The organism is Cupriavidus sp. SIMBA_020 (genome assembly GCF_046535395.1).
In the GTDB taxonomy this organism is placed as follows: Bacteria; Pseudomonadota; Gammaproteobacteria; order Burkholderiales; family Burkholderiaceae; genus Cupriavidus; species Cupriavidus campinensis.
Genome location: NZ_JAWRWU010000007.1, coordinates 319,465 through 326,142, shown reverse-complemented (window position 1 = coordinate 326,142; position 6,678 = coordinate 319,465). Strand labels below are relative to the sequence as shown.

Annotated in this window: 5 protein-coding genes; 2 read left to right on the top strand and 3 right to left on the bottom strand. The window is 65.7% G+C overall.

Annotation, left to right across the window (positions count from 1 at the left end; translation table 11 throughout):
- The coding region (locus SB751_RS16440) for an isochorismatase family protein (protein ID WP_410748227.1) at positions 1–356 on the bottom strand (356 nt) is incomplete at its 3' end.
- A 285-nt stretch (positions 357–641) separates the two neighbouring features.
- Between SB751_RS16440 and SB751_RS16435 the strand changes: the two genes are divergently transcribed.
- Positions 642–1,394, top strand: a complete 753-nt coding sequence (locus SB751_RS16435) for a hypothetical protein (RefSeq protein WP_144198865.1) — start codon at positions 642–644, stop codon at positions 1,392–1,394.
- An 88-nt stretch (positions 1,395–1,482) separates the two neighbouring features.
- On the opposite strand, the gene SB751_RS16430 is transcribed toward SB751_RS16435, so the two are convergent.
- Positions 1,483–2,058 (bottom strand): single-stranded DNA-binding protein, encoded by a 576-nt coding sequence (locus tag SB751_RS16430; RefSeq protein ID WP_144198867.1) that lies wholly within the window; start codon positions 2,056–2,058, stop codon positions 1,483–1,485.
- Positions 2,059–2,266: 208 nt separating this feature from the next.
- Positions 2,267–3,523, bottom strand: a complete 1,257-nt coding sequence (locus SB751_RS16425; protein WP_144198869.1) for an MFS transporter — start codon at positions 3,521–3,523, stop codon at positions 2,267–2,269.
- Positions 3,524–3,813: 290 nt separating this feature from the next.
- On the opposite strand from SB751_RS16425, the gene uvrA reads away from it, so the two are divergent.
- Complete coding sequence (uvrA, locus tag SB751_RS16420; RefSeq protein ID WP_144198871.1) at positions 3,814–6,678, top strand: excinuclease ABC subunit UvrA; 2,865 nt, start codon at positions 3,814–3,816, stop codon at positions 6,676–6,678.

The window sequence follows — 6,678 nt, the reverse complement described above, 5'->3', positions numbered from 1 at the left end:
TCGGTCCACAGGCCGGCCACGACGATCTTCTTGCGGCCGTTGGCGGCCAGTGCGTCGCGCACCTTCTGGTCGTCCCACGAGTTCATCGAGGTGCGCTCCAGGGTCTGCTGGCCCGGGAACACGTCGAGGATTTCGGGGTAGGTGTAACCGGAGAACGAGTCGGACTCCACCGTGGTGATCGTCGTCGGCACATCGAAGATCTTGGCCGCCTTGGCCAGGCCAACCACGTTGTTCTTCATGGTCTGGCGGTCCATCGACTGCACACCGAAGGCCATCTGCGGCTGGTGGTCGATGATGATCAGCTGGCTGTTGCGCGGCGTCAGGACTTGCAGCTTGGCGTTGTTGGCGTTCGACATGGTGGTTTCTCCGGTAAGTAAAGGTTGTTTCATTCAGTTTTATTGCATCGCGCTGTTCGCCGTTGTTTTGGTGTGGCGCTGCGATGGGATGAACTATACGTGCCGATAAGTGCCTTAAAGCCGCTGAAGTCTCACACACTTATTCAAATTTTTTGAAATAAGATCCGTCCGCCCGCCGCGTGAGCCCTGGGGCATGTCTACCCCACTTCCCGGGGCTCAAAGTCCGGCCATACGGGACGTTATCGACACATGTCTTTCCCTCATCCGATAAAAAAAGGAGAAACCATGGGTCGTCGTTATCTCGCCGGGCTGCTGCTGGCCGTTACCGCCCTCGCGGGTTGCGCAGTGGTGCAGAAGCCGATTCCGGCCACCAGCGCGCTGTTCGAGAACAAGGAGAAGACCGTCGCGGTCGCCCTCGAGAAGCTGCCCGAGCCGAACCAGGTCATGCTGGGCGCACAGGGCATCCTGGACTACGCCATCAACCGGGCCAACGCCAAGGCCATCGTCGACCGCCTGCAGAAGCAGGATTTCTCGAAGGTGAGCGGGCTGCCCAAGGAATTCGTCCAGGGCCTGGAATCGCGCCAGATCAAGGTTGTGATGATCGAGGAGCCGATCGATACGGAGTCCCTCGGCAAGTTCACGGAGGGCTCGGGCGATGGCGTGGCACTGCGCGACTACCGCCCGCTGGCCCGCAAGTACAAGGCGGACAAGCTGCTGCTGGTGAGCGCCGCCTCGCTGGGCACGGTCCGCAGCTACTACGGCTTCCTGCCGCTAACCCCGCCGACGGCCTATATCTCCCTGACCGGGCAGTTGGTGGACCTGTCGACCAACAAGCTTGAATGGTATGAAAAGGTCGAGAACCGCAACGCCGCCAAGGGCGACTGGGACCAGGCGCCGGAATACGAAAACCTGATGGGCGCCGTAGACGAAGGCACCCGCGCGGCCACGTCGCAACTGCGCGGCGCGTTCTTCGTGGACCAGCCCGCCCCGGCAGCACCGAAGGTGGCGGGCACGGCGGCGGCGGGATCGGCACAGTAATCGCCCGGGCTGGCACACGCCAACGCCGCGCAATAAAAAACCCCGCGTAATTGCGGGGTTTTTTATTGCAAAGACGGCTGACAGACGCTCAGAAGGGAATATCGTCATCCATATCTTCAAACCCGTTCGACGGGCTTTGCTGCGGCCGGCGCTGACCGCCGCCCTGACCGCCGCCCTGACCGCCTCCCTGCGCGCCGCCACCCTGGGCGCCGCCCTGGGCACGGCCGCCGCCGTAGCCACCACCACCGCCACCGCCGGCGCCGCCCTGGGCTTCGCGGCTGTAGCCGCCGCCACCGCCGCCGAAGCTGCCTTCCTCACCGCCGCCCGACGCGCGGCCGCCCAGCATCTGCATCTGGTCCGCGACGATTTCGGTGCTGTACTTGTCCTGGCCGGCCTGGTCCGTCCACTTGCGCGTGCGGATGCGGCCTTCGATGTAGACCGACGAGCCCTTCTTCAGGTACTGGCCGGCGATCTCGGCCAGCTTGCCGAAGAAGGCGATGCGGTGCCACTCGGTGGCTTCCTTGAAATCGCCGGACTGCTTGTCCTTGTAGCGATCGGTCGTCGCCAGGCGGATGTTCGTCACGGCGTCGCCGCTGGGCATGTAGCGGGTTTCCGGGTCGGCGCCCAGGTTACCGACGAGAATGACTTTGTTGACCGATGCCATGTAAATGTTCTCCAAGAACCGCGCCCCGCTTCCCTGCGGCGGCACGGCATGACTGATTTGCTGGTGGGTCGTCCGTCACAGGACGTAAACGACAACACGGTAAACGACATCACGCGCCCCCCGGATGGCCGGTCGGGCGCGTGTAGATGCTAACCCCGTTAAGACGAAAAAGCGTTTCGGACTGCTACGGATATGACAACAAGTGTGTCTAACCCGCCACTGCCGACGCACCCTCCTGCCCGCGGGCCGGTGGCGCCTTCATGCTCCACGCGATTATAAGCCAGAGCACCAGCACGGCCGCACAGCCGAGGAATACCGCACTGCGCCCCTCGTGCTTGAGCAGCCAGCCGCCCACCACGCCGCCCAGGAACAGGCCCATCGCCTGGGTAGTGTTGTAAACGCCCAGCGCCGCGCCGCGCCCGGCCGCCGCGTAGCGCGACACCAGCGACGGCTGCATGGCTTCCAGCACGTTGAATGCCACAAAGAACAACAGCAGTACACCCGCTATCGGCCACAGGCCCTGTACCGCTGCGAACATCAGCTGCACCACGGTCATCAGCGCCACCGATGCCAGCAGCACCGGGCGCACCCGGCCATAGCGCTCGGCGGCCATCATCGGCCCCAGCATCAGGACGAAGGAAACCAGTACCACGGGCAGGTAGACCTTCCAGTGCTGGTCCAGCGGCATGCCGGCATCGGCCAGCATGGCCGGCACGACCATGAACATCGCCACCTGGCTGGCGTGCAGCGCCAGCACGCCCACATTCATGCGGATCAGGTCCGCATTCAGCAGCACCTGCCGGAACGGCATGCGCACCGGGTGCGGCGGCGGCGGGGCCGGCACCAGGAACAGCGTCACGCCGATGGCCAGCACGCCCAGCACTGCCATCAGCCAGAAGATGCCGGACATGCCGATGCTCTTCAGCAGTGGCGAGGCAATCACCAGGGACAGCGCGAAGGTCAGCCCGATGCTGCCGCCGACCATCGCCATGGCCTTGGTGCGATGGCGCTCGCGCGTCAGGTCGGCAATGCAGGCCGTGATGGCCGCCGAGATGGCGCCCATGCCCTGCATCGCCCGGCCGATGGTGATGCCGGCCAGGGTGTCCGAGAAGGCCGCCACCAGCGCGCCGGCCACAAACAGCAGCAGCCCGGCCACCATCACCGGCTTGCGGCCGACGCGGTCGGACAGCCAGCCCAGCGGAATATGGAGGAAAGCCTGCATCAGGCCGTAGATGCCCATGGCCAGGCCGATGCGCTGAGCGTCGTGCCCGTCGGGCAGGCCGCGCGCGTACTCGGCGAACACCGGCAGGATCAGGAACAGGCCCAGCATGCGCAGCGCGAAGATGCTCGCCAGCGAGAGACTGGCACGCAACTCGCTTTTGGTCATGCGGTCGCGCACGGGCGCCGTCTGGGCGGCCGGGTCGGCGAGATTGGCGGGCTGGGGAGAAGAAGGAATCGACGGCATTGCGCTCGTGAATGGAATTCTGGCTCGGTCGATGCGAAGCATCCGGATGGCGGGCCATGTGGCACCCGTCCGCATGCCGGATGGCCAACGGGCAACCCGGGAAACCGAAGTTCGGTATATTAGCAGGTTTGCTTCCCCGCGCTTTCCGGGTCACGCGGCGGCCGAACGGCCCCCTGGCGCCCCGGTCTGGGCGGCGCTTCAGGCGTCGTGCAAGGCACTTTGAACATTCCGTGAGACCGACCTGTCCGCCCCGGCGGCAGCGGCGGCCTGGCTGGGCAACTAATCGGTATATGGAAGAAATCAAGATCCGTGGGGCGCGTACCCACAACCTGAAGAACATCAACCTCGACCTGCCGCGCAACAAGCTCATCGTGATCACGGGGCTGTCGGGGTCCGGCAAGTCGTCGCTGGCGTTCGACACGCTCTATGCCGAGGGCCAGCGCCGCTACGTCGAATCGCTGTCCGCCTACGCCCGCCAGTTCCTGCAGTTGATGGAGAAGCCCGATGTCGACCTGATCGAGGGCCTCTCCCCGGCCATCTCGATCGAGCAGAAGGCCACCAGCCACAACCCGCGTTCCACCGTGGGCACGGTCACCGAGATCCACGACTACCTGCGCCTGCTGTTCGCCCGCGCCGGCACGCCCTACTGCCCGGACCACCACATCGCGCTCCAGGCGCAGAGCGTCTCCCAGATGGTGGATGCCGCGCTCGCCCTGCCCGAGGACACCAAGCTGATGATCCTGGCGCCCGTGGTGGCGGACCGCAAGGGCGAGCATTCAGACTTGTTCGATTCGATGCAGGCCCAGGGCTTCGTGCGCTTCCGCGTGCGCTCGGGCGGCGGCACGGCCCATGAGGCCGAGGCCAAGGTCTACGACATCGACTCGCTGCCCAAGCTCAAGAAGACCGAGAAACACAGCATCGAGGTGGTGGTGGACCGCGTGAAGGTGCGCGCCGACCTCAAGCAGCGTCTGGCCGAATCGTTCGAAACCGCGCTGCGGCTGGCCGACGGCCGCGCCATCGCGCTGGAGATGGATACCGGGCATGAGCACGTGTTCAGCTCGCGCTTTGCCTGCCCGATCTGCTCGTATTCCCTCCAGGAACTGGAGCCGCGGCTGTTCTCGTTCAACAACCCGATGGGCGCCTGCCAGAGCTGCGACGGGCTGGGCCAGATCACCTTCTTCGATCCGAAACGCGTGGTGGCCTTCCCCAACCTATCCCTGGCCTCGGGCGCCATCAAGGGCTGGGACCGCCGCAACCAGTTCTACTTCCAGATGCTGCAAAGCCTGGCGGCGTTCTACGACTTCGACACCGACACCGCGTTCGAAGACCTGCCCGCCAACGTCCAGCAGGTGGTGCTGCACGGCTCGGGCGAGGTAGAGATTCCGTTCACGTATATCAACGAGAAAGGCCGCACCACGGTGCGCGCCCACGTGTTCGAGGGGATCATCCCGAACCTGGAGCGCCGCTACCGCGAGACCGATTCGGCGGCGGTGCGCGAGGAACTGGCCAAGTACCAGAACAACCAGCCCTGCCCGGCCTGCGAGGGCACCCGGCTGCGCACCGAGGCGCGCCACGTGAAGGTGGGCGAGGACGACCAGGCGCGGGCCATCTACGAGGTCAACGGCTGGCCGCTGCGCGACGCGCTGACGTGGTTCCTGACCCTGAACCTGCACGGCGCCAAGCGCGAGATCGCCGACAAGATCGTCAAGGAAATCACCGCCCGGCTGAACTTCCTGAACAACGTAGGGCTGGATTACCTGTCCCTGGAGCGCAGCGCCGACACGCTCTCGGGCGGCGAGGCCCAGCGCATCCGGCTGGCCTCCCAGATCGGTTCCGGGCTGACCGGCGTGATGTATGTGCTCGATGAGCCATCCATCGGCCTGCACCAGCGCGATAACGACCGCCTGATCGGCACGCTCAAGCATCTGCGCGACATCGGCAACTCGGTGCTGGTGGTGGAGCACGACGAGGACATGATCCGCGCCTGCGACTACGTGGTGGACATCGGCCCCGGCGCCGGCGTGCATGGCGGGATGATCGTGGCCGAAGGCACGCCGCCGCAGATCGAGGCGGCGCCGGGCTCGCTGACGGGCCAGTACCTGTCCGGCAAGCGCCGTATCGAGGTGCCCAAGACGCGCGCCACCCCGGACGAGGAACGGCTGCTACGCATCGTCAACGCCACCGGCAACAACCTGCGCAACGTGACCGCCGAGATTCCGGTGGGGCTGCTGACCTGCATCACCGGGGTCTCTGGCTCGGGCAAGTCCACGCTGATCAACGACACGCTGTACCACGCCGTGGCGCGCCACCTCTACGGCAGCACGGCCGAGCCGGCGGCGCACGACCATATCGAGGGGCTGGAGCACTTCGACAAGGTCATCAACGTCGACCAGAGCCCGATCGGCCGCACGCCGCGCTCGAACCCCGCCACGTACACCGGCCTGTTCACGCCGATCCGCGAGCTGTTCGCGGGCGTGCCGTCGGCCAAGGAGCGCGGCTACGACCCGGGCCGGTTCTCGTTCAATGTGAAGGGAGGCCGCTGCGAGTCCTGCCAGGGCGACGGCGTGATCAAGGTGGAGATGCACTTCCTGCCCGACGTCTATGTGCCGTGCGATGTCTGCCACGGCCAGCGCTATAACCGCGAGACGCTGGAAGTCCTCTACAAGGGCAAGAGCATTTCCGAGGTGCTGGACCTGACCGTGGAGCAGGCCTACGAATTCTTCAGCGCCGTGCCGGTGGTGCGGCGCAAGCTGCAGACGCTGCTCGATGTGGGGCTTGGCTACATCCGGCTGGGCCAGTCGGCCACCACGCTGTCCGGCGGGGAGGCGCAGCGGGTGAAGCTGTCGCTCGAACTGTCCAAGCGCGACACCGGCCGCACGCTCTACATCCTGGACGAGCCGACCACGGGCCTGCACTTCCATGACATCGAGCTGCTGCTCAAGGTCATCCACAAGCTGCGCGACCAGGGCAACACGGTGGTGATCATCGAACACAACCTCGACGTCATCAAGACCGCCGACTGGCTGCTGGACATGGGCCCCGAAGGCGGCGCCGGCGGCGGGCAGGTCATCGCCAAGGGCTCGCCCGAGACCGTGGCCAAGAGCCGCGCCAGCTTCACCGGCAAGTACCTCGCCCCGCTGCTGAAGCGGGGGTAG